Below are 26,439 nucleotides of genomic sequence, written 5' to 3' on the forward strand. Positions count from 1 at the left end.
TAAGAAGAAACCCCGCCCGGCTGATGAGCCGGGCGGGGTTTCTCGTTTCGGTCCTGGCCGGCGACGATCAGCGGCGCGTGGCGGCGAGCGTGTCGGTGATGAGGCGGCGCATCCGGTCCTGAGCGCCTTCGGTACTCATGTTGTGGTCGGTGTCGGACAGCATGACCATCTCGTGGCCGAGGCGTCTGGCCACCGTCGCGGGCGAGCGGCCGAGATGGAGCGCCACCTCGCCGATGCCGGATTCCCCCGCGCTGAAGACGAGAACGAGCTTGGCGCCCCGCTTGCGGAAGGCAACGACCCGGCCCGCGACGCTGGTCGCGGAGGGGAAGGGCTGCATGATCTTCGCCGCGATCTGGCGCAGACGCCCCATCGCGATCCCGGCGAGGCGCCCGGCGATGGCGCGGACCTTCACCTCACCGCGCAGGATCCGGCGCCACGCATCCTTCTGCCGGAGCAAAGAGGCATAGGCCGCCGGGCTGCGGAAGCTCGGCTTCAGGGCTGCCGCGAGGTCGTTCGCCGGGTCCCAATCGAAGCAATACAGATTCGAGATCACGGCCGCCCGCACGCGCGGGTCTGTGCAGATGAGGTGGAAGCCGAAATAGGCGCCGCTGCAATTGCCGGTGACGACGACGCCGTTGCCGTCATCCAGGCGGTCGATGCCTGCGCGGGCCTCCGGCAGGGCGTCGAGGGTGTAGAGGGGCGGTGCCTTGTCAGGCCTGTCCTCGGCATCGCCGACGCCGCGCATGTCCATGCGGAGCGACCGCACGCCCTCGGCGGCGAGGACGCGGGCGAGTTCCGTGGTCTGGCGTCCGTAGCCGGAGCGCGGGTTCACCCCGGAATTGAGGAACAGCACGGCCGGCGTGTCCGGGGCGGCTGTCTCGGGGGTGCAGACGATGCCGACATTGTCGCCGAAGCGGATCACGCTCTCGCTCCAGCCGGGCCCGGTGATCGGCGAGGCGGGCGGGGCGAGGCTCGGGCTGCCGAACGAGGCGGGGACGTCCTGCGCGACGAAACCCGCCACCGTGGCGAAGACATCCGTGGGGGTCTCGGAGATCAGGGCGTTCGAGAGGAACGGCGCGAGGCCGGGAAACGGCCCGGTCGTGACGGTGCTGCCCCCCGCGCGCAGGCGAGCGGCGAGCCCGGCCGGGTCCGGCCCGAGCCAGAGCACATCCGGCACGGGGGCCGGGGGGCGCTTGGCGAGGTCGACCGTGGCGAGGCTCGCGAGCAGCGAGGATGCCGGGCGGAAGCCGCCGAAGACCGGCGCCGCCGGGTCCTGCGGGAAGGGGCGGCCATCCGGCAATTGGTCGATGGTCTTGGTGCGGATCGTCATCTCGCGCAGGTAGGCGCGGCCGGAGGCGAAGGGTGCGAGCAGCACCAGCCGGTCGATTCCGCCCTCTTCGGCGGCCAGCGCGGCGAGGGTCGCTCCGAGGCGCAGGCCGACGAGGACGATCTCTTCGGCGCCGCCCTGCTCTCGCATAAAGCGGACCGCCTTGCCGATGGCGGCAACCAGGGTCCCGACGTCGGTGCTGGCGGGATCGGCCGAATCGCCCTCGCCCGGATAATCGAAGCGCAAGGTCGGGTAGCCGGCGGCGGAGAGGTCGGACGCAAGGCGCCGCCAGCCGCGCCCGGCCGAGATCTGCTCGTAGCCGAGGGTGCCACACAGCACGATGCCCCGTCGCGAGAAGCCGGCGCCGTACCAGCCGAGCATTCCATCGAAGGTGACGGGCATGGCCGGGGCCGGGGTGGAATGAGCGAAATCGGTGTCGGGTCGGGCGAGCGTCATCGCGTCAGATCCTCACCACAGCGTCGTCGTTGAGGGCGCGCACGGTGCCCAGCGGGCGGCCGGCGAGGCCGATGAGTGAAATCCTGCGCGGCAGGCCGGGCATGAGGTGAAACCCGTTCTCGGCGGGTCGCCCCTGTCCTTCGAGGTCGATCTGCACGCCGAGCGCCGGGCGCGCGGTCGAGAGATTCAGGCTCCAGCCTTCCGGACCCTCGGCGAGTTCGGCCGCGAGGCCCGTCGCCTCGGGAGCCACGTCCCGGCCCGCGGGAAAGTGGAAGGCATCCGCAATCACGTCGCCCTGGCTGTCGAGCAGGATGGCGTGTGCGATTCGGTGTTGGGCGGGGCCGAAGCGATAGGCGCAGGTCGCGTCGAAGAACCGCCCGAGCATCTCGGCGGAGGTGAGGGTGATGGCCCCGCGCGGGGCCAGCGTCACGGCACGCTCGGCCTTCACCACCGCCTTGCCGGCGGCGTCGAGGAAGGCGAGGCGCAGCACGGCCTCGACGGGAAGGGGCGTCTCGTTGAGGGCGTGGACATGTAGCCCGTTCAGACCCTCGTCCGAGAGCATCACCTGGACCGGCCGGAAGGCGCGCTTCAGGGCGTACCACGCCGATTTCGGCAGCCCGTCCTGCGCGATCACACCCCAGCCGGCGCCGGGGGCGAGGTCTCGCCAGGAGAGAACGAGCCCGCCCATCGTGCGGGATTGGGCGCGGCGCCATTCAGCGAAGGTCGCCTCCATGCACTCGGCCACCGCCGCGCGGCCGAGGGCGAGGTAGCGCTCGGAATCGTTATGGCGCAGCCGCGCCGGATCGGCGCCGTAGAGGGTGGCGACGTAATGGTCGCGCACCGTCTCGAAATCCCAATCGGCCCCCCGGTCGCGGGGGACGCCCGCCGGCCATCGCGGATCGTTCGGGTCGGTGAGACCCGCGCGGCGCAGGCTCTCGGGCTCCGGCACGTTGGCGAAGGCGAGGCATTCGCTGGCGAAACCCACTTCAGCCCGGCGGGCATCCTCGAAGGGGCGCAGATAGGCGCCGACGCCGAAGTAATGCGCGACGCCCGCACTCACCGAGAACGGCAGATCGCCGCCGGAGGGGGAGTTCGGCACCACGATCAGGTCGGGCCGTACCTCGGCGACGAGGCAGGGCAGGGTCTCGGCGGGGAAGCCGCCCGACCATGTCTCGCGCGGGAGCCCGAGCATCGAAGCCTGCTGCCAGACCTCGCTGCCCCCGCAGATCACGCAGAGCGAGGGGGAGGTCTGAGTGCGGTCGAGGAACGCCGCGATCTCCGCCGCGAGGCTGTCGCGGAAGGCGGGATCGTCGTGCGGGTAGTCGAAATTCGCGAGCATCAGGTCCTGCCAGACCAGGATGCCGAGTTCGTCGCAGAGGTCGTGGAAGGCGTCCGACTCGTAGAGGGTGATGCCGGGCACGCGCAGCATGTTCACCCCGGCCTCGCGGGCGAGGTCGAGGAGCGGTCGCAGGGTGTCCCGGTCGCCGGAAAGACCCACGAGGTCGGCGGGCGTCCAGATGGCGCCCCGGCAGAAGACCGGCTCGCCGTTGATGGCGAGGCTCAAGCCCTCCTCGAACGGGCGCGTCGTAGTGATCGCGCGGAAACCCACGCGGCCGAGGTCGAATCGGCGCCCGCCGATCTCGGCCTCCACCGCATGCAGGCGCGGCTCGCCATGGGTGTGCGGCCACCACGGCGCGACGCCCGGCAGAAGGAGTTCGCCGACGTAGAGGCCGGGCGCCTCCTCGCGGAGGGCGGCTTCGCGGCCGTCGCAGCGGAGCACAGCCCTCCCCTCCCCGTCGGGGAAATCGAAGCGGGCCACGAGGCGGCCGGTGGTGCCGTCGAAGCTGGCGCGCAGATCGGCCGTTGGCGTGCCGATGGGCTCGCGGAGCACCGGCCGGAACGGGCCGACATGGTCGATCACCGGGGACCAGCCGGGCATGAAGCCCAGCAGGGTCGTGCGTGCATTTCGCAGGGAGCCCGGCGTCGCGAGGCGAGGCCGCCAGCGCCCGCGCTTTTGCGGCTTGGCGAGGGAAGCGGCGAGCGAGCGGAAGCAGAGGGTGAGTTCGCTCCGCGCCGTCAGATCCGCTTCGACGATGAAGGGGCGGAACATCGAGTCCGTCGCGAGGAGCAGCACGCCGTCGAGCCAAATCTCGGCGTTCGTCGCCGAGCCCTCGAAGCGCAGGCGCTCGCGGCCCGATCCGGAGATCGGCGCGCGATACCAGATGTCCTTATCTTGGAGTGGCGCCGGCTCGGCATCGTGCCATCGGCCCGCATCGCATAGGGCCTGCGCGGCGGTGCCGGGAACGGGGGCCGGGATCCAGCCGTCCCGGCCGTCGAGGTCGACCGACCCGGCGCAGGCGCCGGCTTCGGTGACGAGCAACCGCCACGGGCCTTCGACGGCACGCGGGAGCGCCCCATCGATGGCATGGATCCGGGCCACGGCTCAGGCCAGGGTGGTGCGCAGGCGGGCGAAGACCTCGTCGTAGGTCTCGGCGGCCTTGTCGAGGCGCTGGGGCAGGCCGGCGGCGCTGCGTTTGGCGAAGGTGCGGGCCAGTTGGAACTGGAACGCCTTGGCCTCGCTCCCGAGGCGGGTGGCACTCTCGGCGGCGGCGGTGAAATCGCCCGCGCCGGAGGTCGTCAGCCAAGCGAGGTGGCTGCCCAGCATCTCGAAGTTGGCGCCGAGCTGGCGCGTCGTGTTGAACGCGTATTTGTGGAACACCGAGAGCGGGCGCACGACCAGCCCCTCGCCGGTCTCCGCGAGGGCGCCCGCGAAGGCCCTCACCGGGTTGCGCCGGGGGGCGCCCCGCAGGTTCGTCCGCAGCAGGTCGAGGGCGACGTGCGGCAGGCGCGCCGCCGGCACCGGATCGGCCACTTGCCGCACGAACTCGGCATAGGGCGGCAACGTCGTCTCGGCGAAGATGCCGTCGTAATCGGCACCGGACAGGGTGAAGCGGCCGGCATTGTGCAGGTAGTCGAGGCGGCGGCCCGCCTTGTCGAGGGCGAGGATGCCGATCGTGGTCTTCGAATGCTCGCGGCCGTAGGTCGTGCCCGCCGTGTCGGGCAGGAAGATCGCGTCAACCTCCACCATCACGACGCTGCCACGCGCGGCCTGGACCAGGGCGTGCTGCTCCAGGCCATCGTAGACCGCGAGTTCATCGAGGCGCAGGCCGTACAGCGCCTCGATCTCGGCCATGGACGGCTTGAAGAAGGTGAACTGGTCGCCCTCGAAATCCTGCTTCACCGTGAAGCCCAGCATCGCCTCCGGGGCGAGCCCGCGATGGTGCAGAAGCTCGATCCAGAGGTCCACGTAGCAGTTGGTCTCGGGCCAAGCCCGGTCCTGCCCGTGGAGCGGATGCGCCGCGTGAGCGGGCGCCTCCGTCCGGTCTTCACGGATGGCGAGGCTGGCAGACACTGTGGCTCAGCCCCAGAGCGTCGCGCGGACGTCCGCCGGCCAGCGGGCGAGGTCGAGCCCGTGGTGGCGCAGCAGCGCGAGGGTGATCCGCTCCAGCCCGAACCCGACGCAGGCCGTGTGCGCGACGCCGCCATCGGCCTGGGTGAGGCCCCAGGTCGTGCCGAAATGGTCCTGGTGATAATTGAAGCTGAGGCAGGCGGTCGGCTTCTCGACGCTGTTGACCGGCACGTTCAGCTCGAACTTCAGGTTCTGGTTGCGCTGATTGTTGGCGAGCATCTTGCCGGCGCGGCCGAAGAAAGGATCATTGGCAAGGTCCACCGCCAGCGGCAGGCCGAGGCCGGCCATCATCTTGGTGCCCCGGTCGAGCCATAGCTCGCGGAAGGCCAGCACCTCGTCCGGGCTGCCCATGCGCACGTATTCGCGCATGCGGAACAGCTGCATCCGGGTCGGTTCCAGCGAGGGCTCGTGCCGGAAGCAGTAGGATTGCAGGTCGAACAGCAGGCCGCCCTGCGGGAGCGGGCCACGGGCGGCGGCCGTCGGGTAGACCGGGTAGCAGGCGGCGGGCGTCAGCACGATGTCGGTCGCGGCCTGCTTGTCGGTCCAGTCCTTGCCGGCCTCGACGCAGGCGAGCAGGCGTGCATGGTCCGCCTCGTTGCCGCAGAAGCTGTGAACGGTGCCCGCCAGGTGCGGGAAGCCCTTCAGGTAGCCGCTGCGCTCGAAGGTCGCCCGGCTCATGCCCGGCGGAAAGCGCATCACCTCGGCGCCATCCTCCCCGCCGAGGCGGGAGACGAGACGGTCCAGGGCCTCAATGACGGATTCAAACGCGCCGCTGCGGCCGTATAGGCCATCGACACCGGTGCGGACGAGGAGACCGGCATCGAACAGCCGGTCGAGGAAAGTGGGGGATTCCACGGTGGTGGAATCCTGCGGCACCTCGGTGGAGGTGTCGATGTCGAGGGCGGGCAGTCTGTCCATCAGGCGCTCAGGAGCTGGCCGCCGCCCTTCTGCACGAGCAGGAGGTTGGCGGTGTTGGAGAGGATGCGGTCGTTGGCGATCATCAGCGGCGCGGACATCACGTCGCGCAGCGGGCGGCCGAGGCTGAACGGCGTGTCGTTGCGGTAGCCGGAGATCCCGACGATCCCGAGCGAACGCTGCACGATGTCGACGGCCATGGAGGAAGCGGTCGTCTTGACGTTGTTGAGGCTCACCGCGAACCCGATGGAGCTGAGCTCGTCCGGTTCGTGCTGGGCGCCCTCGTATTTGCGCAGGCCGGAGAGGACGGTGGCCTTCATCGATTGCAGGGCGCTGGCGGCCTCGGCGAGGCGCATGGCGCTCGGCGGCACCGTACCGGGGCGGCGGCGGGCTTCGCCCTGGACGAAGCTGCGCGCCCGGTCCACCGCGTAGCTCGCGATGCCGAACCACACCGCGCTCCACAGGAGGTGCGAGGAGGCGAGCATCGATTGCGCCGCGATCTCGGCGAAGGGCTTGGGCATGATCTGGACGGTCGGCACGCCCTTGGCTTCCAGGCGGAAGCCCTCGCTGCAGGTGCCGCGCATCCCCAGCGTGTCCCAGGTCGAGGTCCGGTTCAGGCTCATCTGGTCGCGCATCAGGGCGACGAGGACCTGATCGGAGGTCGGGGCTTCCGGGTTGCGCCGGGCGGTGACGAGGACGACGTCCGCCTGCGCCCCGTAGGAGATGACGCTGGCATCCTTGCCGAGGTTGAACAGGTCGCCCTCGGCCTCGACGGCGCACAGGCTGTTGCGCAGGTCGCCGCCGATGCCGGCCTCGGTGGTCGAGGAGGCGATGAGCAGTTGCTCGTTGGCCACCTTGGCCATCAGGCCGCAATGCCAATCGCTGGTGAGCCCGTGGGTCACGAGACTCGCGAGCTTGATGTGGTGCATGGCGAACACCATGGCCGAGGCGCTGCACGCCTGACCGAGGGTGCAGCACACCTCCGCGATCTGCGCGATGCCGGCGCCTTCGCCGCCATACTGGCTCGGCACCTGAAGCCCGAGCAGGCGCTCGGCCTTCAGCGCGGCCACGGCCTCGGCGGGGAAGCGGCCCTCACGGTCGACCGCATCGGCGTGCAGCGCGGCGACCTCCGCGACGCGCTTCGCCCGGCGAGTGAGGTCGCTCACGCGGCGGCTCCCATGGAGAGCTTGCCGACCGTTTCGCGGATGATGCGGATGGTCGAGAAGGAACGGCGGTTCAGGAGCGTATCCGGGAACTCGACCTCGAAGCGTTCCTCCAGGGCCAGCATCAGCTGAACAGAACCGAAGGAGTCGAGACCCTTTTCGAACAGGTCTTCGTCTTCGCCCAAGCTGTCTACGATCCCGGACATGGCTTCGTTCTGCCGAAGGATGTCCCGAATGACTTCATCGGAGACCATTGCGCTGTCCTCTATTGGAGGTTGTACACATACGCCGCGCTGGCGCCTTGTCAAAGCTAACGATGATCTATCGTAAATTTGAGCTTTTTAACGCGAACGCGTTAAGCTCTGATTCCGAAATAGACTGCTTTTCCGGGGCCATAGTCGCAGACGATCACGAATGAATCGTTCCGGAATGCCGCTGAGATGAGAGATTCTCATCCTTAGGGTTGTGGAATCCCCATGCCCCGGGGGGCATCCACAGCCATCCACACCAGTCCACAGGCCAAGCCGCTGTCCTGGCGTCAGATTCCGGAACGGCCAAGGATCGGGTTGAGTTTGTTCCTGTTATGTTCCTATCTCTGAGCATGACCGGACCCGATGACGATGGCACAGGCGCCGACGAGCCCCCCGAAGCCGGAGAGCCCCAAGGATCGCTTGGCCCGGCTGCGTGCGGAGCTTTCCGCCGAGACCTCCCGCGCTGTCGCCGTGATGCCCCTCGGGCATCCGGTGATCGACGCGCATCTCCCTTGCGGCGGCCTTTCCCTTGGGCCGCCTCACGAGATCGTGCCCGCCGAACCCATCGACGCCATCGCCGCCCTGGCCTTCGCCCTGGCCCTCTGCGCCCGCCGCCTCGCGGAGGTGCCGGGCGAGGCGATGATCGCGTCCTCTGGGCACCCCCTCCCCTACGGCCACGGGCTCGCCTCGCTCGGCCTCGATCCGGGGCGCCTGCTGCTGCTCGAAGCGGGGGGCGACGGGGACGTGTTCCGCGCCCTGGAAGCGGCGCTCCACGCCAATTGCCTGTCCGCGCTGATCGGGCTCGTGGGCGAGGGGATGCCGCTCAAGGCCGGGCGGCGCCTGCAACTCGCCGCCGAGACGGGCGAACCGCCCCTCCTCCTCGTCGTGCGCCGGGCGGGGCCGGGCCTGCCCAACGGGGCGGCCACCCGCTGGCGCGTCGCCGCCGCCCCGGCCGGGGCCGACCGCTTCGGCGGCCTTCACGCCCCGCGCTGGCGGGTGCGGCTCGAACGGTGCCGCAACGGACGCGGCGGATCCTGGCTGGTGGAGTGGGACAGTGCCGCGAATCGTCTGCATCTGCCTGAGCGACTGGCCGATGACGCGGCTGCAGCGGGCCGGGCTCGCCCCTGAGGAAGGCCCGCACGCCCTCGCCGCCGTCGGGCCGGGGGGCCTGCGCCTCGTCGCCCTCAACGGGCAGGCCCGCGCCCTCGGCTTGGCCGTTGGGGAGTTGCTGGGCCGGGTCCGCGCGCGGATCGGCGTACCCCTGCGCGTCCACCCGGCCGAACCGGAGGCGGAGCGGGATGCCCTGCACCGCCTCTGCCGCTGGGCGATGCGCTACGCCCCCATCGTCGCGCCCTTCGGTCCGGCCGAGGCGTGCCACGGGCTCGCCATCGACATCGAGGGCGCGTCCCATCTCCACGGGGGCGAGGCGGCGCTTCTCGACGATCTCGCCGGGCGCCTTGCCCGGTCGCGGATCCCGGCGCGGATCGCGCTGGCCGACACGATGGGCGCGGCCTTCGCCCTGGCGCGCAGCGGCCGGGCCTCCCCGGCCCTGGTGCCGCCGGGCGAACACGCCGCGCACCTCGCCCCCCTCCCCGTCGAGGCCCTTCGCCTCGATGCGGAGGTCGCCGCCGGGTTGCGGCGGCTCGGCCTGCGCCGGATCGCGGATGTCGAAGCCCTGCCCCGCTCCGGCCTCGCCCGGCGCTTCGGGCTGGCGCCGTTGCTGCGGCTCGATCAGGCCCATGGCCGCCGAGCCGAACCCCTGGCGCCCCTGGACGAGGCCCGCTCCTTCTCGGCCGCGCGCGGCTTCCTCGATCCGATCGGCCGGCAATCGGACGTGATCGCCGCCGCGCGCGCCCTCATGGAGGAGATCGCCCCTCGGCTCGAACGGGCCGGGCTCGGCGCCTGCGCCCTGCGGCTCACCCTGCACCGGGTCGATGGGGCGGTTCGGACCCTGGAGATCGGCCTGTCGCGGCCGGAGCGCGGCCCGGAGCGCATCGCCGGCCTGATCGCGCTGCGGCTCGAACGGCTCGGCGCCGGCCTCGATGCCGGGTTCGGCTTCGAGACGGTGGACCTCGCCGTCACCTCCGCCGAGCCGATGGCAGCGAAACAGGCCAGTCTCGGTGGATCGGGCGCGGGGGAGCGGGTCGCGAACCTCGCCGACACCATCGCCCAACGCATCGGCCGGCGGCTTCAGCGCCTCGCCCCGCGCGAAAGCCACGTTCCCGAACGGGCCGAGGGCATCGTCTCGTGGGTCGCCCCGCCCCTGCCCTACCCGGCCATCCTGCCGGCACGCCCCCTCGTGCTCTTCGCCCGCAGCGAGGCCGCGCAGGACGTCTTCGCCACGGCGCCGGACGGGCCGCCCCACCGCTTCCGCTGGCGCGCGCGGGAATACCGGGTCGCCCGCGCCGAGGGGCCCGAACGCATCGCCCCCGAATGGTGGCGCGAGCAGGCCGAACCACGCGACTATTATCGCATCGAGTGCGAGGCCGGCCGCCGCCTGTGGCTCTACCGGGATGGGCCGCACGGGCCGGAGCGCCCGGCCGCGTGGTTCGTCCACGGGATGTTCGCGTGAGCGGCTATGTCGAACTCGGCGCCACTACCAATTTCTCGTTCCTGCGCGGCGCCTCGCACCCGCAGGAATACGTGGTCCAGGCGGCGGCTTACGGCCTCGCGGGATTCGGCATCGCCGACCGCAACACCGTCGCCGGTCTGGTGCGGGCGCATTCGGCCGCCCTGCAGATGGCGCAGGACGGCACGCCGATCCGCTTTCTGCCGGGGGTGCGCCTCGTCACGGAGGACGGGTTCGAGGCCCTGACCTATCCGATGGACCGGGAGGCCTGGGGGCGCCTCTGCCGCCTGCTCACCGCCGGCAACCGGCGGGCGCGCAAGGGCGAGTGCCGCTTCTCCTTCAGGGAGATGCTGGAGGCCGCCGAGGGCCAAGTGTTCATCGCCCTTCCGACGGGGCGCCGGCCTGAACCGCAAGCCGGGTTCCTCGCCCGCCTCGAAGCCCTGGCCGTCGCCGCGAGGGGCCGGGTCTGGCTCGGCGCCAGCCATCGCCGCCGGGGGGACGAGCGCCTGCGCCTGCGGCTCCTCGACGAGATCGGCCATCGCACGGGCACGCCGATGGTGGCCGTGGCCGACGCCCTCTACCACCACCCGGACAGGCGCCCGTTGCAGGACGTGCTGACCTGCATTCGCGAGGGCTGCACCCTCGACGCGGCGGGCTATCGCCTGGAAGCCAATGCCGAGCGGCACCTGAAGCCCGAAGCCGAGATGGCGCGGCTGTTCCGCGACCATCCCGAAGCCCTGGCGCGCACCGCCGAGATCGCCGCCCATTGCGATTTCGAGTTGTCGCAACTCCACTACGAATACCCGGACGAGCCCGTGCCCCCCGGACGGCAGGCCCAGGAGTATCTGGCGGAGAAGACGTGGCACCGCGCCCGCTACTGGCGCTACCCGGACGGCATTCCGAACGGCGTCGAGGAGACGTTGAAGACCGAACTGGCCTTCATCGCCAAGATGAAGTTTGCCCATTACTTCCTCACGATCAGCCAGATCGTGGATTTCGCCCGCGACAAGGGCATCCTGTGCCAGGGGCGCGGCTCGGCGGCCAATTCCGCCGTGTGCTTCTGCCTCGGCATCACCGCCGTCGATCCCTCGAAGCACCGGCTGCTCTTCGCGCGCTTCATCTCCGAGAACCGGGGCGAGCCGCCGGACATCGACGTCGATTTCGAGCACGAGCGCCGGGAGGAGGTGATCCAACACCTCTACGAGCGCTACGGCCGCGAGCGCGCTGCCCTGTGCTCGACGGTGATCCATTACCGGCCGCGCATGGCGATCCGCGAGGTCGCCAAGGTGCTCGGTCTGTCGGAAGATGTGGCCGCCTCCGTCGCGGATACGGTCTGGGGGTCCTGGGGCAAGGACCTGCCCGACGCCCATGTCATGCAGGCCGGGCTCGACCCCGCCAACCCGGCCCTGCGGCAGGCCCTGAACCTCGCCCTGCAGCTGATCGGCTTCCCCCGGCACCTGTCGCAGCATGTCGGCGGCTTCGTGCTGACGCGCGGGCGCCTGGACGAGACCGTGCCCGTGGGCAACGCGGCGATGCCCGACCGGACCTTCATCGAGTGGGACAAGGACGACATCGACGTCCTCGGCCTGATGAAGGTCGACGTGCTGGCGCTCGGAATGCTCACCTGCCTCAAGCGCGGGCTCGACTTCCTGAAGCGCGACCATGGCATCGACTACCCGACGCTCGCCGACCTGCCATCGGAGGACCGGGCCACCTACACGATGTTGTCGAAGGCTGATTCCGTCGGCGTCTTCCAGGTCGAGAGCCGGGCGCAGATGTCGATGCTGCCGCGGCTGAAGCCGAAGGAGTTCTACGACCTCGTGGTGCAGGTCGCCATCGTCCGCCCCGGCCCGATCCAGGGGGACATGGTCCACCCCTACCTGAAGCGCCGCTGCGGCGAGGAGCCTGTCGAGTATCCCGCCCCGCACCCGGATCACGGGCCGGCGAACGAACTGGAGGAGGTGCTGAAGAAGACCTACGGCGTGCCGCTCTTCCAGGAGCACGCCATGCAGATCGCCATCACGGCAGCGGGCTTCTCACCGGCCGAAGCCGATGGCCTGCGCCGGGCCATGGCGACCTTCCGCCATGTCGGCTCCATCGGCGGCTTCGCGGAGAAGTTCGTGGGCGGGATGACCCGGCGCGGCTACCCACAGGCCTTCGCCGAACGCTGCTTCGCGCAGATCCGCGGCTTCTCCACCTACGGCTTCCCCGAGAGCCACGCGGCGAGCTTCGCGCTCCTCGTCTACGCCTCGGCCTGGATGAAATGCGCCCACCCGGATGTGTTCCTGGCCGCGATTCTCAACGCGCAGCCGATGGGCTTCTACCAGCCGGCGCAATTGGTCCGCGACGCCCGCGCCCATGGCGTCGAGGTCCGCCATGTCTGCGTGAATGCCAGCGAGTGGGATTGCACCCTCGAACCCTCCGAGACGCCGCGCCTGCACGCCGTCCGCCTCGGGCTGCGTTTGGTGAGCGGCCTACCCGAGGGCGCGATGCGCCGCCTCGTGCGGCTGCGGGCCAACGGCTATGCGAGCATCGAAGGGTTGCAGGCCTCCCTCGCCCTGCCGCGCAACGTGCTGGAACGACTCGCGGAGGCGGATGCGTTCCGGGCACTCGGGCTCTCGCGGCGGGATGCGCTCTGGGCCGTGCGGGCCCTGGAAGGGTTGTCGCGCCGGGCCTCGGCGGCGCATGCGGAGAATGGGCGCCGGGCCGAATTGCTGGACGCGCCGCTGCCGCTCTTCGCGTGGCACGCCGATGACGGCCTGTTCCGGCACGAGCCGGAGGCGGACCTGCCGGCGATGGCACCCTCGGAGACCGTCGCCGACGATTACGCCACGACAAGCCTGTCCCTGCGCGGCCATCCGGTGGCGTTCTTCCGGGAGCGTCTGGGGCGGATCGGTGCCATCACCGCCCGCGCCCATCTCGACCCCGCCCTGCCCCAGGGAACGCGGGCGATGGTGGCGGGAATCGTGCTGGTGCGTCAGCGGCCGGGCACGGCGAAGGGCGTGGTCTTCCTCACCATCGAGGACGAAACCGGCATCGCCAACATCATCGTATGGAAGAAGGTGTTCGAGGCGAACCGCCGGATCGCCATGCAGGGGCGGTTCCTGGCGGTTCGGGGTCGGGTCCAGCGGGCCGGAGAGGTGGTCCACCTCGTCGCCGAGGGGTTTCGAGACCTCACCGAGTCCCTGCGGGACCTGCGGGAAGCTGGGCTGGCTCTACCGGCGGAGACCACCGATTTCGGGGCGCCGACACACAGGCACCCCTACCGCAGCCGAGACTTCCATTGACATCAACGCTGGGCCGCCTCGTCCAAGCGGATCGTCGGGAGCATTGCGAGGGCCTTCGCGGTGATCCGCTCGAGATGCTCGCCCTTGAGACCCTTCTCGGCTCCGAGCTTCTTGATGCGCTCGCGGTGCTGCGCGAGGGTGAGCCCGTAATACGTCTGTTCGGTGGTCTGCTCGGCCATATATCACTCCTGTGGCGGGAGGGGTGATTTGGCAAAAGAACCCCAGTGTTTCAAGGGTCTGGTGGCTACCGCGAGCCACCGACAGCCCCTGTTTCCTGTGCCAGATTGAAGGGACCAACACCCTATGCCGCGCCTGCCCATCATCCTCGCCGCCTGCCTCGCCCTGGCGCCCCTCGCGGCCCATGCCGACGAGTGCGACGACCTCACCCGACAGATCGCGGGCGCGATCGGCGGCAAGGTCGGCAAGCGCTCCGGCCCGAGCATCGACATCCGCCTGCCGGGGCCGAACCGGTTCGACGTGACCTGCCGGGCCGAGCCCATCGTGCAGGCGATCTCGGCCGAGCCGCAGCCCTCGGCCACGTTCTTCCGCGACCTCTCGACGGCGTCCGAAATCCTGACCGGGGAATCGGCCTCGACGGTGGAGCCGATCATCGCGAAGGCCTACCGCACCGCCGTCTCGGACGGGCGCAAATCCTTCATCCAGCAGAACGGCTGGTCCGCGAGCTGCTACGCCGACCCGACGAGCAGCACCATGCGGACCCTCTGCTCGGTGGGCCGCATCCCGCCGGGCTGATCAGCGCGCGTGCGGAATTGTCCCCGTCACGATGGGCTCGACCAGGGCGGCGTCCCGCGCGGGCGACGCTTTCTGCCGGTCGAGCTTGTCCGCCGAGATGAGGGCGGCTGCGATCAGCGCCGCGACCGCAAGTGTCGCTTTGATCGCTTCCCAGCTCCGCGCGAACATGGTCGAACCTCGACGGCGCCCCGGTTGATCGCACCCGGGCCGTCCATCGGCACCGGGCGTCGTAACCGTGATCCTCGGGTCCGCACCTTCTCAAAACCTTACGACGGAACGATTTCACCGCATTGCACAAGCCCCGTGGCCGGGAAGCCTCAGCCCAGTTCCGCCTCGGCCGCCAGCGCTTCGAAGACCAGGGCGTGCCGCCCAGCCAGGGCCTCGACATCGGTGGAGTAGCCGCCGCCGATCACCCCCACGATGGGGATGCCCCTCACCCGCGCCGAGCGGACCACGAAACGGTCACGCGCCCGCAAGCCCTCGTTCGACAGGTTCAGCCGACCGAGCCGGTCGTCCCGGTGCGGGTCCACCCCGGCATTGTAGAAGACGATGTCCGGTTGGAACGCGTCGAGCAGCGGCGGCAGGCGTGCGTCCAGCACCGCGAGATACGCGGCATCGTCCAGCCCATCAGGCAAGCCGATATCCAGATCGCCCGGGATCTTCTGCGACGGGTAGTTCCGCTCGCAATGGATCGACAGGGTGAACAGGTCGGGCTCGCGGCTCAGGCAATCGGCGGTGCCGTCGCCCTGATGGACGTCGAGATCGACCACCATCGCCCGGCCGATCAGACCCTCCTCCCGCAGGGTGAGCGCCGCCACGGCCACGTCGTTCAGGACACAGAAGCCCGCGCCCTGCGCCCGCCGGGCATGGTGGCTTCCGCCGGCCGCGCTTCCCGCGAACCCATGCTGGAGCGCCAGACGGCCCGCCAGCACCGTGCCGCCGACACTCGCCCGCGAGCGGCGGACCAGCGCCTCGCTCACCGGCAAACCGATCTCCCGCTCGATGGCCCTCGGCACGTCGCAGGCGAGGATGGACGCGACATAGGCCGGGTCGTGCGTCCGTTCGAGCATGGCCGCACTCGCCGGTTCGGGCTCGACGAACCCATCGGGCACGAGCCCAAGCCCCCTCAGCGCCTCCGCGAGGAGCCCGTATTTGCGCATGGGAAACCGGTGGCCTTCGGGAAGCGGGGCTTCGTAGGCCGGATGGAAGCAGATGGGGGGTCGCATGCCTCTCGCAACGTGCCGAAGGGGGACGCCGGAGGGAGCTGCACCGCGTCACACAACTGATATGCTGCGGCTGTTAGCCGGACGCCACGGGCGCAGGTGCGCTCCCACGACGCGCCCGGCTCGGCGCCCGACGGCTCTCCCGCATGATCAGCGCGCTGGACGGCGTCTTTCTCGCGCTCGCGGCCTGCCTCGCGATGGCTCTGGTGAACCTCGCGAGCCTCGCCCTGGCCGGCTTCCGCCTCATGCGCCGCATGCCTCGCTCAATCTTCCCCGACGGTGCGGCGGTGTCCCTTGTCCGGCCGGTTTGCGGGCTGGAGCGGTTCAGCGAGGAGACGCTGGAGAGCGGCTTCCGGCTCGCCTACCGAGACTACGAACTGATCTTCTGCGTCGCCGACGCGGGCGATCCCGTCCTGCCCCTGGTACGGCGGCTGATGGCCCGGCATCCGCGGATCCGCTCGCGGATCATCGTCGGCGAGGAGCGGGTCAGCGACAATCCCAAGCTCAACAATTGCGTGCGCGGCTGGGACGCGGCCGAGCACGAGTGGATCGTGCTGGCCGATTCCAACGTGATGATGCCGCCCGATTATCTGCAGACTTTGCAGGCTGCATGGCGGCCGAACACCGGCCTCGTCTGCGCGACGCCCATCGGCGCCCGGCCGGATGGGTTCTGGGCCCTGGTGGAATGCGCTTTCCTGAACACCCTCCAGGCGCGCTGGCAATATGCCGGCGAAGCGGTGGGTCTCGGCTTCGCCCAGGGCAAGAGCATGCTCTGGCACCGTCCCTTCCTCGATAGCGTGGGGGGCATCCGCGCCCTCGCCGCCGAGATCGCGGAGGATGCCGCCGCCACGAAGATCGTGCGGGCGGCCGGGCGTCGGGTGAACCTCGTCGCGTCGCCGTTCTCGCAGCCCCTGGGCCAGCGCAGCTTCGCCGAGATCTGGTCCCGCCAGATCCGCTGGGCGCGTTTGCGCCGGGTGACGTTCCCGCTATTCTTCGCCCCGGAAATCGCCAGCGGGATGCTCGTGCCATGCCTGCTGGCCGCGCTCTACGCCCATTCGGCGGAGGCTACCCTCGGCCTCGGCGCGCTCGTCGCCCTGACCTATGCCGGCGAATACGCCCTCGCCATCCGGGCGGGGTGGTTGCGCTCGCCCGCCCTGATCGCGGCCTTCATTGCCCGCGACCTGCTCATTCCCTTCGTCTGGACCCGCGCCTGGATGCGCAGTGGCGTCGTCTGGCGCGGCAATGCCATGGCCATCGAGACGAAGCCGGGGCGGATCCGGACCGCCTGAGGCGCGCGACCTACGGGAAGTTCAGGTTGGAGCGCACCGCCTCGGAGATGCGGTTCAGCCAATCCTCGGCTTCGCGGGCGCGGTCTTCGGCCGCCTGCAGCTTGTCTTCAAGGGTCTTCACCACATTGGTCGCCCGGTGCTGAACGTCCTGCAGCATCCGCTCGGCCGCCAGCGCGCGGGCATTGGCGGCGGCGATCTCGTCCTGCATGTTCGCGAAGATCTTCTGGGCCTGCATCTCCTGCTGATGCCGGCTCGCCTCGATCTCCTGGATATACTCCGCCGCGTCCTGGATGCGCTCGCAGACGGCCGCCCATTCCTCCTGGCCGAACCGCTTGATCGGCTTCGGCAGGTCGGAGCCCGACTTGGCGATCTCGCCGCCGCGCTCGATCGGGCTGAGCGCCTTCAATTCCTTGCGCATGGTCGGCGTCATCATGAGCGGCGCGGTATCCAGCGTCCTGTCCCGCGTCTCGACCACCCGGTTGCCCTCAGCCATCGCTCCGCCCCGTTAAAGATCGCAACGCCGCTCACGGTGAGACCGGGCGCCGAGACGGCCGGTCCCCTCAGCCTGATTCCGACAGGGCCACCGCGCGGTTCAGAGACCGTGGGGTGCCCGAACGGATACCTTCACGGCGCCCCCCGGCGCCGGACCCGCCACGACCTGCGCGCGGGTGAACTTCAGTGCGACTCGCCCTCACCGGGGTGGAGCGGGCGGCGGAAGCTGGTGATGATCGTGTCGTGCAGGCGCGAGAGCCACGTCTCCGCATCGTTGGCACGGACCTCGGCGGCGCGGGCGCGCTCCTCTGACTTGATCAGCCGGCGCTCCAACGCGGCGACCTGAAGTTCGAGGGCCTTCACCTGCTCGGCCGCGCGGCCGGACACCTGATGAAGCTGCTGCTCCAACTCGGAGGCGCGCTCCTCGGAGAAGCGGATCGCCTCGCTCGCTTCCTTGATGAGGTCGATGGCCGACTTGAAGTCGCGGACGGGGCCACCCTCGCTCGGCTGCGGCTGCGACGGGAAGAACGAGACGTTGCCCGGCAGCGGCACCGGCTCGAAGTTCTGCACGGCTTCGGCCGCAGCGGCGGCAGCGGCGGCATGAGCCTTGAGCGCGGCATAGGCCGCCGCATCGGCGTCGTCCTCGATGGGCATGCGAACCTGTTCCATCATGGTGACTTCACTCACGCATTCATGTCGTTATTGGGCTTCGTGTCACGTCCCTCGCGCTCCGGCGGCGCGAACGGGGTGACATTACTTTCCTCGGCGCGCTCTGTCCGCGCCTCGGGCATCGAGAGCCCGAGCAGCGTGGCCGGATCGACCCCGTGGAGGTTGCGGACGGCGCGCTTCAGGCCCTCATGCTGCTTCTGCAACGAGGCGCGGGTCTCGCGGGCGATGTCGAGGGCGCCCTGCGCGAGGGCCCGCTCGGAGCGCTCGTTCTGTAGCTCCTCGACCAGACGCCGGTTGGCGGCCTGCAATTCGGCCTTCTCGGCCTCGTGCCGGCGGCCCAGCTGCTCCATCCGGTCGGCCAGGGCGGCGACGCGGGTCTGCGACTGGTCCATGGCGGCTTCCTTGGCCGCCAGCGCCTTTGTGAGCATGTCGGCGCGGCTATCCGCCTCCGCGCGCAGGCGCTGGATCTCGGAGACGCGCTCCGTCTGCCGCTGAAGCTCGGCCTGCAAGCCTTCCAGGCGCCGGTCGAGGGTCGTCCGCTCGATCTGAAGCTCCTTCAGCGTCCGGTCGGCGGTGCGAGCATTCTCCTCGCGCTCGCGCAGCTGGCTGCGCACCTGGGCGAGGAGCTGTTCCAAAGTCGCGGCCCGGCCGAGGGACGCGTCCAGCTTCATGGCGAGGTTCGCGCGGTCGGCGCGGATCGCCGCCATCTCGGTCTCGAACTGGCCCTCGGCCCGCTCGCGCGTGGCGATCTCGGAGCTGAGTTGCGTTTCGAGATCGCGGGCACGCTGGCGCAGCACCTCGATCTGCTGGGTCAGCTCGACCACCCGCGCCTCAGCCTCGGACAGGCGCACCGCCTGCTCGCCAGCCAGAGCCTGCAGACGCCGTGCGTCCTGCTCGCTCAGGGACAGGCGCTCGCCCAGGTCGTTCAACTCGCGCTCGGCGCGGGTCATCGCCTGGTCGGCGGCCTGCGCCTCGATGCGCAGCGACTTGTTCTCGCCGGTCAGCGCGCGGACCTGTTCGGTCTCTGCGAAGAGCTGGCGCTCCATGTTCTCGACCGCGACCGTCCGGTCGCGGACGCGCACCCGCAACTCCTCGTTCTCTGCGTCGCGCTCGCGCAACTGCGTTTCGAGGCGTTGCAACTCGGTCGACACCGCCGCGAGTTCGTTGGACGAGGACGCGGCCCGGCCGTTCACCTCGTTCAATTCGCGGTGCAGGTTGCGCATGTGCTCCTGCTCGCGGGCGAGCAGGACTTCGAGTTCGGCGATCTTGATCTTCGCCTGCGGAAGCTCGTCCGCGACGCCGGCCAGGGGCTCGAGGATCTGCGCGAAATCCGCCTGAAGGGTCTTCAGGTCGTCCAGCCGCTCCATCATCTGGCTGATGCGCACGCGCACCATCTCGTTGCGCTGGCCGATGGCGTCGAACGCGCTGTAGGGATGCGCCGCCGGCGCCTCCTGCTGCTGGCGCGGCTGCTCGCGCGGCGCCTGGCGCATCTCCTCATACTCGTCAGGGTCGCGCTCGCGCGGCGGGGCGGGCTGCTGCTGACGCGGCGGCGGCTGCTGCGGCTGGCGCTGCTGCGGCGGAGGCTGCTGGCGCTTCGGCTCCGGCCTCAGGGACTCAAGTTCCAGTTCCGGCAGCCACGCGGAGTCCGAGTTCCGCGACGAATCCGACGATCCCGATCCCTGCCCCAGCAGGCGTTTGATCGGCATCCATGCCATTGCCCGATCTCCTCCGCGCTCAGCCACAACCCGGCCACCCCTCGTATCGCGCGGTTGAGAGACCCTATTGATTTACAGGCATCAAGACCAGAGCGGCACCGCCCGCCGTGAACAGCCCCAGGGGCGTTTCGCGAGGTTGCGCCGGCCCACCGAGCCGTTCTCGTCGCTTAACTTCTGCCCCGGGCGCCAGTCAATTCGGGTTTTTGCCAGACGGATCTCAATTTACGCGAGAGCGTATCGGCTGTGAAAACACTCCAAGGTAGAGGTTTTTCTGCTTGTTGCATATTTGCAACCTTCCGCCATCGTCTTCGCGGCATCCCCGGCAAAAGTAAGCCGGGCTAACGCACTTGGAGGATATCCACCGGATCGGGCTGGGTCTCGTCGAAGATGCCGCAGGTGAACACGCCCGTGCGGCATCCATCGGTGTCGAGGTTGCAGCGGTGCCGCAGGATCTCCGGCAGCCCATCGGCCTGCGGGAAATGACCGTGGACGAGGTACGGCGTGCCGAGATCGGCCGCGGGGGCGAGCGGCGTCCGCGCGCCGAGCAGCATCGTGTCGTCCTGATATTCCATGTTCCCGACCGCCGGGTCGATGGAGGCGTGGACGAAGACGCGCTCGTTGTCCTCGACGTAGCGCAGCAGCTTCTGCCGCAGGAAGTCGATGTAACGAGCCGGAATCTCGGCGGCCTTCGCGACCCCGAAGCTGCGCAGGGTCGCGCCGCCGCCATGATAATCGAAGTTCCAGATGGAGCGCGCATCGCCCCGCGCGGCGGCCAGCAGCATCATGTCATGGTGCCCGCGCAGCGCCATGATCGCGGGCTTGTCGATCAGCAGATCGAGCACCTTGCGCGTATCCGGGCCGATGTTGACGTAGTCGCCGAGCAAGACGATCCGGTGGGGCTCCTCGCCCGCATGCGTCGCGATCCGCTCCAGGACGAGACGTAGGCCATCGACGCAACCATGAATATCGCCGATGGCGTAGGTGTTCATCCCATCCAAGCCTGCGGTGACGGAATTGGCTGCTCTCGCCCGTCTCGCGCAGCGGATTGATCACATTTTTCGTTTTCCCTGGAAAGGTTGCGCCCGGTCAGTTTCCACACCCGTGGGCTGGGTGAGGCTGCCCAACCCCGATTGTACAACTCTAGGCAGCCAGCCGCAGCGATTATCGCGGGGCTTTAAAGCGAAGTTCTCGCACCTCATTGGACATTAACTGTCATTGCGGATGAACGGGCGAAACGCCCTCGAAATCAGGGAAAACTTGGCCGTTCCGTGGCGGCGGGACTTGAGTCGCAGGCCAATTCAGACAAAATTAACGACAAGGCTCAGCGTCGAGCCTTGCCTTCCTGCGGGCACCGTCCACCATGTTTCCGAACATCAATCCCGTGAAGAAACTGCGGTTCGAACGGAGCGAAGACTTCGAGACACCGACCGTGACCGCCCCCGCAGCCGCGCAGCCAACGGGCAGCATTGCGACGATCCTGAGGGCCTTCGGGTCTTCCATCGACGATGACTTGTCGAGGTCCACGATGCGCGAGCCCAATACGGACTGGTCCGTCCTCATCGACCGCATCCGTTCGACGGCGTCCCGCATCCGCGAGGTCGAGGCGCAATCACGCGAGCGGGAATCGCATGTCGAGGAATTGCTGGAACGCGCCCGCGCCGACATGAGGCTGGCGGAGGAGCGCGTCCGGGCGGCGGAGGCGCAGACCTCCGATCTGCAGGTCGCCGCGATGGAGCGGGTGCGCGCCGCCGAGGAGCGCGCCGCCCAGGCCGAGGAGCGCGCCCGGATCTCGGAAGCGTGGCTCAAGCAGATCCACGAGACGATCTTCAACGAGTTCACCGTCCTCGACGAGGCCCCGCGCTGATGTCGCGCCGACTCCACGATCGCCCGGACACCGACGGGGACGCCTTGTCCGACAACGATTGGGAGAACCGCCCGACTCTGCGCCAACTCCTGGCCCCAGGGCACGGAAGCGGCGTGGTGCAGCTTTTCCCCGAGCCGCCCCGTGCGGAGGAAATGGACGACGAGCTGAATTGGCCCGCCGCCATCGAGCTGATCCGCGATGTCGGCTCGCGGATGCGGCAAGCGCGCCGCTTCGCGCAGGACGTCGTGCAGCATTCGCAGGCCGTCCTCGACGGCACCATGCACCGGCTGGAAGAGACGGAGCGCCGTCTGCGCCTCGCGGAATCGGCGGCGCGGGACGCGCATCTGCGCGCCGAGCGGGCCGAACTCGCGGCGCAGATGGCCGATGCCCGGGCGCGGCGCGCGGAGGAGGAGACGGAGCTGAACCGCGCCAAGCTTGCGGAAGCACAGATGTGGCTGAAGCGGCTCTACAGCTCTGTGCAGATCGAGTTCCGCGACCTGTCCGAGGAGGACTGAGCCGGTCTGTGGTGCGGGTAGAGGGAATCGAACCCCCACGCCTTGCGGCTGGCGATTTTGAGTCGCCCGCGTCTACCAATTCCGCCATACCCGCGCGGTGGCGCTCATCGCACAGGTCGGCCTGTGCGGCCAAGAGTTTTCTCCCGCCCTCCGCCTCTCTGGCGTTACGCATTGGGCTGTGCTTGAAGGGGCGCCGCTTTCCTCGCACTCCCCGGACGACTTGATGCTGCGGCGGCTCTACGCCTGGATCCTCGCCCTGAGCGACCGGCCCTCCGCGCCCTACGCCCTCGGGGCGGTGGCATTCGCGGAAAGCTCGTTCTTCCCCGTGCCCCCGGATGCCATGCTGGTGCCGATGGCGGTGAGCCGCCCGGACCGGGTCTGGTTCTACGCGACCGTGGCGACGGTCTGCTCGGTTCTCGGCGGGTTGGTCGGCTACGCCATCGGCGCGCTGCTGTTCGATTCCCTCGGCGAATGGGTCATCAAGCTCTACGGCCTGCAGAACTCGGCGGATGCCTTCCAGCGCTCCTATGCCGAGTACGGCCACTGGGTGATCCTGCTGAAGGGCCTCACGCCGATCCCCTACAAGCTCGTGACCATCACGTCGGGGCTAGCCCATTACAGCCTGTTCTGGTTCACGGTGCTGTCGATCATCACCCGTGGGGCGCGGTTCTTCATCCTCGCCGCCCTGCTCGGCCGCTACGGCGTGCAGATCCGTGGCGTGCTCGATCGGCATCTCAACGCGGTGGCCGCCATCTCCGTGGCGGTGATCGTCCTCGGCTTCGTCCTGTTCAAGGTGATTTTGTAGCGATGGATACGCGTGCTGCCGTCCGCCTCAAGACAGCCGGCCTCTGGCTCGCCCTCGTCGCGGCGGTCACGGTCGGCGCCGCGCTCGTGCTGCAATATGGCTACGGCTACGTGCCGTGTAAGCTCTGCCTGACCGAGCGTCTGCCCTATTACGCGGCGGTGCCGCTCGGCCTCGTGGCCCTGTTCGCGCCGGAGCGGCTCGCCCGGCTCGCCCTCGGCCTCGCGGCCCTCGGCCTGCTCTATGGCGCGGGTGTCGGAATCTACCATGCCGGCGCCGAGTGGGGCTTCTGGCAGGGGCCGACCGATTGCGGCGGCGGCTCGGGCGCCAACCCCGCTGCCGTCGGCGACTTCATGAACTCGCTCCAGAGCGTGCGCGTGGTCGATTGCTCGGTGGCGGCCCTGCGCGTCCTCGGCGTCTCGCTCGCCGGATGGAGCGCGCTCGTATCCTTCGTCCTGGCGTCCTCCGCGGGGACGACGGCGCTCCGGCGCTAGTTCCGGTCGTCCGGCAGCATCGGGATCGGGGCGACCTCGATCCCCTCATCGATCAACGCGCGGGCCTCGTCGAGGCTCGCTTGTCCGTGGATCGAGCGGCCCTCGGCCTCGCCGTAATGGATCTTCCGCGCCTCCTCGGCGAAACGCTCGCCGACATGCTCGGAATGGGCCGCCACATGGTCGTGCAGCGCCTTGATCATCTCGCGCAGCTTGCGCTCCGGCTCGGCGATCATCCGCACCGGAGTCTCGGGCGTTGGCGCCGGGATGGGCACGTCAGCGCGGTCCTTGCGCGCGATCATCGGCGCCATGATGGCCTTGGAAACCGACCCGCTGCCGCAATGGGGGCAGGTCACGAGCCCGCGTGAGACCTGGGTCTCGTACGAATCCGAGGAGGGAAACCAGCATTCGAAGCCGTGCGCGGCCTCGCAGACCAGATTGTACCGGATCATTCGCGTGCGGTTCGGTGTCTCAGGACTTCGCCGCGATCCGTTCGACGCTGAACGGCCGGGCATGGCGAAGCGACGGGATGCGCGCCCTCGCGTCCGCGACGAGGGAGAGGTCGATCTCGGCCAGGATCACCCCCGGCTCGGTGCCGCCCTCGGCGAGGACACGGCCCCAGGGATCGACGATGATCGAGTGGCCATACGTCTCGCGGCCATCCTCGTGGACGCCGCCCTGCGCGGCGGAGATCATGAACGAGCCGGTCTCGATGGCCCGCGCCCGTTGCAGGACCTGCCAATGGGCCTCCCCGGTCTGCCGGGTGAAGCAGGCCGGGCCGGTGAGCACCGTGGCGCCCGCTTCCGCCAGCGCGCGGTAGAGGGCCGGGAAGCGGATGTCGTAGCAGATCGTCAGGCCGAAGGTGGCGAGCGGCGTCACCGCCACCACGGCACAGCCGCCGCCGGTATAGGTCGAGGATTCGCGCCAGCTTTCGCCGCTCGGCAAATCCACGTCGAACAGGTGCAGCTTGTCGTAGGAGGCGGCGATGCCGCCCTCCGGATCGATGAGGAACGCGCGGTTGGCGATCTTCTCGCCGTTGCGCACGGCGATGGAGCCGACCTGCACCCAGGCGCCGACCTCCCGCGCCGTCTGGCGCAGGGCGGTGAGGGTGGGATCGGAGTTCTCGTCCGTGACGACCGCGAACAGCCGCTCGCGGCTGCGCTCCACCAGGGAGGTCATCTCCGGCGTCTGGATATAGCGGGCGCCCTGCCCTGCCGCCTCGCGCAGGCCCGCGACGGCCGCGTCGCGATTGGCCGCCGGGTCGCGCCCGGATCGCATCTGGACGCAGGCGGCGATGAAGTGCTCAGGCATCGGCCGGTGCCTTCAGCAGCGGATCGAGCTTGCCCGAGCGGTCGAGGGCATAGAGATCGTCGCACCCGCCGACATGGGTCGCGCCGACGAAGATCTGCGGCACGCTCGTGCGGCCGCCCGCCCGCTCGACCATCGTCGCACGGGCACCGGCGGCGCGCTCCACGTCGATTTCCTGGAAGGCCACGCCCTTCTGCGACAGCAGGCTCTTGGCCGCCGCGCAATAGGGGCACCAGGACGTGGTGTAGATGGTGACCGGCTGCATTGTCGCTGCGTCCCGCGCGGAAGATCACCCATATAGGGGCTTCGCGCGGAACTTGCCTATGGCAGCACGGTCACGCGCAGCCGTGTCAGGCGGCGAGCAGCTTCTCGACCTCGTTGACGAGATCGCGCAGGTGGAACGGCTTCGACAGGACCTTCGCGTCCTTCGGGGCCTTCGAGTCCGGGTTCAGCGCCACGGCCGCGAAGCCGGTGATGAACATTACCTTGATGTCCGGGTCGAGCTCGGTGGCCCGGCGGGCCAGTTCGATCCCGTCCATTTCCGGCATCACGATATCGGTGAGGAGAAGTTCGAACGGCTCCTCCCTCAGGCGGTTATACGCCGAGAGGCCGTTGTCGAACGAGAGCACGTCGTAGCCTGCGTTCTGCAGCGCCTTGGCGAGGAACCGGCGCATGTCATTGTCGTCTTCCGCCAGCAGAATTTTCATCGGACGGTTCCGAGACCTCGAGTCGAAGCGTTGATCCCACAAAGGGACGGCTTGGTAAACAACGGGTAACCAAAGCGGGTACCGCAAACTGATGACCTACGGACCGTTGTGTCGTTGCAACCGAGCACGCGGCCAGTGGACAGGCGCGGATCCGCGCCCCAGACTGTGCAGACGGGATACGGGATCGCAGCCGGAGCGTCCACGCCGACGATGACAATCTCCGACACGGAAACGTCAGGCCCGATTGGGCCCGCCTCTTTGTTCGCCCCACCCTTCGCGGTGGACGAGCCGGAGCGCCATTCCATCCCCTTCGTGTTCAACACCGGGCATTCGGGCGCGGTCTATCCGCCGAGCTTCCTCGCGGCCTCACGCCTGGACGGCCTGAGCCTGCGCCGCTCGGAGGACGCGCATGTCGACCGGCTGTTCGAGCCGGTGGTGCGGCTCGGCGCCCCGCTGCTGCGGGCGAACTTCCCCCGCGCCTATCTCGACGTGAACCGCGAGCCCTTCGAACTCGACCCGCGCATGTTTGAGGGGCGGCTGCCGCCCTACGCCAACACGCGCTCCATGCGGGTGGCGGGCGGGCTCGGGACCGTGCCCCGCGTGGTGGCCGACGGGCAGGAGATCTATGCCGGCCGCATCACCGCGCAGGAGGCGGTGGCGAGGATCGAGACCCTGTACAAGCCGTACCACCGCATGTTGCGCGGGCTGATCCAGCGCACGGCGAAGGCGCATGGGACCTGCATCCTGATCGATTGCCACTCCATGCCGTCGAGTAGCCTGGGGCGGGAGGAGGCGAAGGCCGACGTGGTGCTCGGCGACCGCTACGGCACCGCCTGCAGCCCGGCCCTCATCGACGCCTTCGAGGCGCAGTTCCAGGCGCACGGGTTCCGCGTGGTGCGCAACAAGCCCTATGCCGGCGGCTTCATCACCGAGCATTACGGCGAGCCGAACCTCGGGCGCCACGCCCTTCAGATCGAGATGAACCGCGCCCTGTACATGAATGAATCGAGCCTTGCCCTGACCCGGGATTTCCCTGCGCTCGTCACGGCGCTCGAATCCATCGTCGCAGCGGTGGCGAAGGGGGCGGGCAACGTTTCCCTGCCCCGGATGGCGGCCGAATAGGGCCTACCAGACAGAAAAAAGGCCACTCCCGAAGGAGCGGCCCGAAGTCTAG

At 69.4% G+C, this 26,439-nt stretch carries 27 protein-coding genes and 1 tRNA gene; 10 read left to right on the forward strand and 18 right to left on the reverse strand.

Annotated elements, in window-relative coordinates:
• Positions 1 to 67 precede the first annotated feature (67 nt).
• Genes AAHF99_RS17320 through AAHF99_RS17345 form a run of 6 tightly spaced genes read right to left on the reverse strand, consistent with a single transcriptional unit; the run spans position 68 to position 7,584 of the window.
• Entirely contained in the window at positions 68 to 1,783 is a 1,716-nt protein-coding gene (locus AAHF99_RS17320; RefSeq protein WP_342165752.1) for an alpha/beta hydrolase family protein, read from the reverse strand.
• A 4-nt stretch (positions 1,784 to 1,787) separates the two neighbouring features.
• Entirely contained in the window at positions 1,788 to 4,223 is a 2,436-nt protein-coding gene (locus AAHF99_RS17325) for a glycosyl hydrolase 2 galactose-binding domain-containing protein (RefSeq protein WP_342165753.1), read from the reverse strand.
• A 3-nt stretch (positions 4,224 to 4,226) separates the two neighbouring features.
• Positions 4,227 to 5,195, reverse strand: coding sequence for a DUF1839 family protein (locus AAHF99_RS17330; RefSeq protein WP_342165754.1), 969 nt, complete (start codon positions 5,193 to 5,195; stop codon positions 4,227 to 4,229).
• A gap of 6 nt (positions 5,196 to 5,201) precedes the next feature.
• Entirely contained in the window at positions 5,202 to 6,170 is a 969-nt protein-coding gene (locus AAHF99_RS17335) for an amino acid--[acyl-carrier-protein] ligase (protein WP_342165755.1), read from the reverse strand.
• Complete coding sequence (locus AAHF99_RS17340) at positions 6,170 to 7,333, reverse strand: acyl-CoA dehydrogenase family protein (protein WP_342165756.1); 1,164 nt, start codon at positions 7,331 to 7,333, stop codon at positions 6,170 to 6,172. Before AAHF99_RS17340 ends, AAHF99_RS17335 begins: the two co-directional genes overlap by 1 nt.
• On the reverse strand, positions 7,330 to 7,584 hold the full coding sequence (locus AAHF99_RS17345; RefSeq protein ID WP_342165757.1) for an acyl carrier protein: 255 nt from the start codon (positions 7,582 to 7,584) through the stop codon (positions 7,330 to 7,332). Before AAHF99_RS17345 ends, AAHF99_RS17340 begins: the two co-directional genes overlap by 4 nt.
• A 366-nt stretch (positions 7,585 to 7,950) precedes the next feature.
• Between AAHF99_RS17345 and AAHF99_RS17350 the strand changes: the two genes are divergently transcribed.
• Genes AAHF99_RS17350 through AAHF99_RS17360 form a run of 3 tightly spaced genes read left to right on the forward strand, consistent with a single transcriptional unit; the run spans position 7,951 to position 13,437 of the window.
• The gene (locus AAHF99_RS17350; protein WP_342165758.1) at positions 7,951 to 8,709 is read left to right on the forward strand and encodes an ImuA family protein; all 759 of its coding nucleotides are present in this window, start codon (positions 7,951 to 7,953) and stop codon (positions 8,707 to 8,709) included.
• Positions 8,675 to 10,153 carry a DUF6504 family protein gene (locus AAHF99_RS17355; protein WP_342165759.1) on the forward strand — a complete coding sequence of 493 codons (1,479 nt, stop codon included), beginning with the start codon at positions 8,675 to 8,677 and terminating at the stop codon, positions 10,151 to 10,153. The genes AAHF99_RS17350 and AAHF99_RS17355 overlap by 35 nt, the downstream gene beginning before the upstream one ends.
• On the forward strand, positions 10,150 to 13,437 hold the full coding sequence (locus AAHF99_RS17360) for an error-prone DNA polymerase (protein ID WP_342165760.1): 3,288 nt from the start codon (positions 10,150 to 10,152) through the stop codon (positions 13,435 to 13,437). The genes AAHF99_RS17355 and AAHF99_RS17360 overlap by 4 nt, the downstream gene beginning before the upstream one ends.
• Before the next feature lie 2 nt (positions 13,438 to 13,439).
• Here the strand turns inward: AAHF99_RS17360 and AAHF99_RS17365 are convergent, their stop codons facing one another.
• Positions 13,440 to 13,616 carry a hypothetical protein gene (locus AAHF99_RS17365; protein WP_342165761.1) on the reverse strand — a complete coding sequence of 59 codons (177 nt, stop codon included), beginning with the start codon at positions 13,614 to 13,616 and terminating at the stop codon, positions 13,440 to 13,442.
• A gap of 124 nt (positions 13,617 to 13,740) precedes the next feature.
• Between AAHF99_RS17365 and AAHF99_RS17370 the strand changes: the two genes are divergently transcribed.
• Positions 13,741 to 14,190, forward strand: coding sequence for a hypothetical protein (locus AAHF99_RS17370; protein ID WP_342165762.1), 450 nt, complete (start codon positions 13,741 to 13,743; stop codon positions 14,188 to 14,190).
• Here AAHF99_RS17370 and AAHF99_RS17375 read toward each other — a convergent pair whose 3' ends face one another.
• Positions 14,191 to 14,358, reverse strand: a complete 168-nt coding sequence (locus tag AAHF99_RS17375; RefSeq protein WP_342165763.1) for a hypothetical protein — start codon at positions 14,356 to 14,358, stop codon at positions 14,191 to 14,193.
• A 149-nt stretch (positions 14,359 to 14,507) separates the two neighbouring features.
• Positions 14,508 to 15,416: a histone deacetylase family protein gene (locus tag AAHF99_RS17380; RefSeq protein ID WP_342165764.1), complete on the reverse strand. Its 909-nt coding sequence runs from the start codon at positions 15,414 to 15,416 to the stop codon at positions 14,508 to 14,510.
• Positions 15,417 to 15,559: 143 nt separating this feature from the next.
• Between AAHF99_RS17380 and AAHF99_RS17385 the strand changes: the two genes are divergently transcribed.
• Positions 15,560 to 16,702: a ceramide glucosyltransferase gene (locus tag AAHF99_RS17385; RefSeq protein ID WP_342165765.1), complete on the forward strand. Its 1,143-nt coding sequence runs from the start codon at positions 15,560 to 15,562 to the stop codon at positions 16,700 to 16,702.
• A 10-nt stretch (positions 16,703 to 16,712) separates the two neighbouring features.
• Here AAHF99_RS17385 and AAHF99_RS17390 read toward each other — a convergent pair whose 3' ends face one another.
• The 4 genes from AAHF99_RS17390 to AAHF99_RS17405 form a co-directional block, all read right to left on the reverse strand.
• The gene (locus AAHF99_RS17390) at positions 16,713 to 17,195 is read right to left on the reverse strand and encodes a hypothetical protein (RefSeq protein WP_243955652.1); all 483 of its coding nucleotides are present in this window, start codon (positions 17,193 to 17,195) and stop codon (positions 16,713 to 16,715) included.
• Positions 17,196 to 17,377: 182 nt separating this feature from the next.
• Entirely contained in the window at positions 17,378 to 17,881 is a 504-nt protein-coding gene (locus AAHF99_RS17395) for a hypothetical protein (RefSeq protein WP_243955651.1), read from the reverse strand.
• Positions 17,878 to 19,578, reverse strand: a complete 1,701-nt coding sequence (locus AAHF99_RS17400; protein WP_342165766.1) for a chromosome partitioning protein ParA — start codon at positions 19,576 to 19,578, stop codon at positions 17,878 to 17,880. The genes AAHF99_RS17395 and AAHF99_RS17400 overlap by 4 nt, the downstream gene beginning before the upstream one ends.
• Positions 19,579 to 19,916: 338 nt before the next feature.
• A complete protein-coding gene (locus AAHF99_RS17405) occupies positions 19,917 to 20,567 on the reverse strand; it encodes a metallophosphoesterase (protein WP_342165767.1) in 651 nt (216 codons plus the stop codon).
• Positions 20,568 to 21,103: 536 nt separating this feature from the next.
• On the opposite strand from AAHF99_RS17405, the gene AAHF99_RS17410 reads away from it, so the two are divergent.
• Entirely contained in the window at positions 21,104 to 21,442 is a 339-nt protein-coding gene (locus AAHF99_RS17410) for a hypothetical protein (RefSeq protein WP_342165768.1), read from the forward strand.
• Positions 21,442 to 21,957 carry a hypothetical protein gene (locus tag AAHF99_RS17415; protein ID WP_342165769.1) on the forward strand — a complete coding sequence of 172 codons (516 nt, stop codon included), beginning with the start codon at positions 21,442 to 21,444 and terminating at the stop codon, positions 21,955 to 21,957. The genes AAHF99_RS17410 and AAHF99_RS17415 overlap by 1 nt, the downstream gene beginning before the upstream one ends.
• Before the next feature lie 9 nt (positions 21,958 to 21,966).
• Here the strand turns inward: AAHF99_RS17415 and AAHF99_RS17420 are convergent.
• A tRNA-Leu gene (locus tag AAHF99_RS17420) sits at positions 21,967 to 22,051 on the reverse strand.
• A gap of 129 nt (positions 22,052 to 22,180) precedes the next feature.
• Here AAHF99_RS17420 and AAHF99_RS17425 point away from each other — a divergent pair.
• Positions 22,181 to 22,762 (forward strand): YqaA family protein, encoded by a 582-nt coding sequence (locus tag AAHF99_RS17425; protein ID WP_342165770.1) that lies wholly within the window; start codon positions 22,181 to 22,183, stop codon positions 22,760 to 22,762.
• A gap of 2 nt (positions 22,763 to 22,764) precedes the next feature.
• Positions 22,765 to 23,253, forward strand: a complete 489-nt coding sequence (locus AAHF99_RS17430) for a disulfide bond formation protein B (RefSeq protein ID WP_342165771.1) — start codon at positions 22,765 to 22,767, stop codon at positions 23,251 to 23,253.
• Here the strand turns inward: AAHF99_RS17430 and AAHF99_RS17435 are convergent.
• From AAHF99_RS17435 to cpdR, 4 genes are all read right to left on the reverse strand, one after another.
• On the reverse strand, positions 23,250 to 23,702 hold the full coding sequence (locus tag AAHF99_RS17435) for a DUF1178 family protein (RefSeq protein ID WP_342165772.1): 453 nt from the start codon (positions 23,700 to 23,702) through the stop codon (positions 23,250 to 23,252). The genes AAHF99_RS17430 and AAHF99_RS17435 overlap by 4 nt on opposite strands.
• A 19-nt stretch (positions 23,703 to 23,721) precedes the next feature.
• Positions 23,722 to 24,561, reverse strand: coding sequence for a carbon-nitrogen hydrolase family protein (locus AAHF99_RS17440; RefSeq protein WP_342165773.1), 840 nt, complete (start codon positions 24,559 to 24,561; stop codon positions 23,722 to 23,724).
• Positions 24,554 to 24,823, reverse strand: coding sequence for a glutaredoxin 3 (grxC, locus tag AAHF99_RS17445; protein WP_243955640.1), 270 nt, complete (start codon positions 24,821 to 24,823; stop codon positions 24,554 to 24,556). Before grxC ends, AAHF99_RS17440 begins: the two co-directional genes overlap by 8 nt.
• Before the next feature lie 85 nt (positions 24,824 to 24,908).
• Complete coding sequence (gene cpdR, locus AAHF99_RS17450; protein WP_003603128.1) at positions 24,909 to 25,265, reverse strand: cell cycle two-component system response regulator CpdR; 357 nt, start codon at positions 25,263 to 25,265, stop codon at positions 24,909 to 24,911.
• Between the two features lie 210 nt (positions 25,266 to 25,475).
• On the opposite strand from cpdR, the gene AAHF99_RS17455 reads away from it, so the two are divergent.
• Complete coding sequence (locus AAHF99_RS17455; protein ID WP_342165774.1) at positions 25,476 to 26,387, forward strand: N-formylglutamate amidohydrolase; 912 nt, start codon at positions 25,476 to 25,478, stop codon at positions 26,385 to 26,387.
• The last annotated feature ends 52 nt before the right edge of the window (positions 26,388 to 26,439 follow it).

It is taken from the genome of Methylobacterium litchii (assembly GCF_038442315.1).
Classification (GTDB): Bacteria; Pseudomonadota; Alphaproteobacteria; order Rhizobiales; family Beijerinckiaceae; genus Methylobacterium; species Methylobacterium litchii.